Raw genomic sequence first — 1,521 nt, 5'->3', positions numbered from 1 at the left:
TCTCCACCCTGCCGGGCTACGGCATGGAATACTGGCCGGCCAACGCCCGGATCATCCAGGTCGACATCAACCCGGACCGCATCGGCCTGACCAAGAAAGTCTCGGTCGGCATCATCGGCGACGCCGCCAAGGTGGCCCAGGGCATCCTGGCGCAGCTGTCTGATACCGCAGGCGACGAGGGCCGCGCCGAGCGCAAGGCGCGCATCGCCGAGACCAAGTCCCGCTGGGCCCAGCAGCTGACCGAGATGACCCACGAGGACGACGATCCGGGCACCACCTGGAACGAGCGCGCCCGCGCCGACAAGCCGGACTGGATGAGCCCCCGCATGGCCTGGCGCGCGATCCAGGCCGCGCTGCCGAAAGAGGCGATCATCTCCTCCGACATCGGCAACAACTGCGCCATCGGCAATGCCTACCCCTCGTTCGAGGAAGGCCGCAAATACCTGGCTCCCGGCCTGTTCGGCCCCTGCGGCTACGGCCTGCCGGCGGTTGTCGGCGCCAAGATCGGCAACCCGGACACCCCGGTTGTCGGCTTCTCCGGCGACGGCGCCTTCGGCATCGCGGTGAACGAGCTGACCGCGATCGGCCGCGGCGAGTGGCCCGCCATCACCCAGGTGGTCTTCCGCAACTACCAGTGGGGCGCGGAGAAGCGCAACTCCACCCTGTGGTTCGATGACAACTTCGTCGGCACCGAGCTGGACACCCAGGTGTCCTATGCCGGCATCGCCCAGGCCTGCGGCCTGAAGGGCGTGGTGGCCCGCACCATGGACGAGCTGACCGCGGCGCTGGCCCAGGCGGTCGAGGACCAGAAGAACGGCATCACCACCCTGATCGAGGCGATGATCAACCAGGAGCTGGGCGAGCCGTTCCGCCGCGACGCCATGAAGAAGCCGGTCCGCGTGGCAGGCATCGACAAGGCGGACATGCGCGAACAGCAGGTCTGACGCCCGTGCCCCTGCCCTTTGACCTCTCTATGGGCCAGGGGGCCTATCTGGCCGCCGCGTTGTTCGCGGCGGCCTTGATCCGCGGCTTCTCCGGCTTCGGGTTCTCCGCGATCTTCATCATCCTGGCGGCGCTGACCACCAATCCGCTGCCGCTGATCCCGGTGGTGTTTTCCTGCGAAATCGCCATGACCGCCTTTCAGGCCAGGGGCATCCGCCCGCATATCGACTGGCACCGGGCCATTGCCCTGCTGGGCGGGGCCGCCATCGCCACCGTTCCCGCCATCGCCATCATGGCGCGGCTGGGCGAACAGGAGGCACGGCTGGCGATCTCCAGCCTGATCCTGGTGCTGAGCCTGGTGCTGCTGAGCGGCTGGCAGCTGGCGCGCCCGGTCGGGCGCAACGGCAATATCGGCGTGGGCGCCATTGCCGGCATCGCCAACAGCGCCGGCGTCGGCGGCCTGCCGGTGGCGGCCTTCCTGACCGCGCAGCCGGTGCCGCCCGCGGTGTTCCGCGCCACCATGATCGTGTTCCTGACCGGCATCGACGTGATGGCGCTGCCGGTGATGGCCGCAAACGG

General features: G+C 69.0%; 2 protein-coding genes. Both read left to right on the top strand.

The genetic code is table 11. The features are described 5' to 3' along the window. Positions 1-944, top strand: a 944-nt coding sequence (locus ACFMBG_RS24200; RefSeq protein ID WP_421057163.1) for a thiamine pyrophosphate-dependent enzyme, incomplete at its 5' end; no start/stop codon positions are given. Positions 945-949: 5 nt separating this feature from the next. After that, positions 950-1,521: TSUP family transporter (locus ACFMBG_RS24195; RefSeq protein ID WP_421057161.1), on the top strand; the 572-nt coding region annotated here is incomplete at its 3' end.

This window comes from Leisingera coralii (assembly GCF_049056525.1).
Taxonomy (GTDB): domain Bacteria; phylum Pseudomonadota; class Alphaproteobacteria; order Rhodobacterales; family Rhodobacteraceae; genus Leisingera; species Leisingera coralii.
The sequence above is the reverse complement of the archived record's forward strand: the minus strand, read 5'-3'. Positions and strand labels throughout refer to the sequence as shown.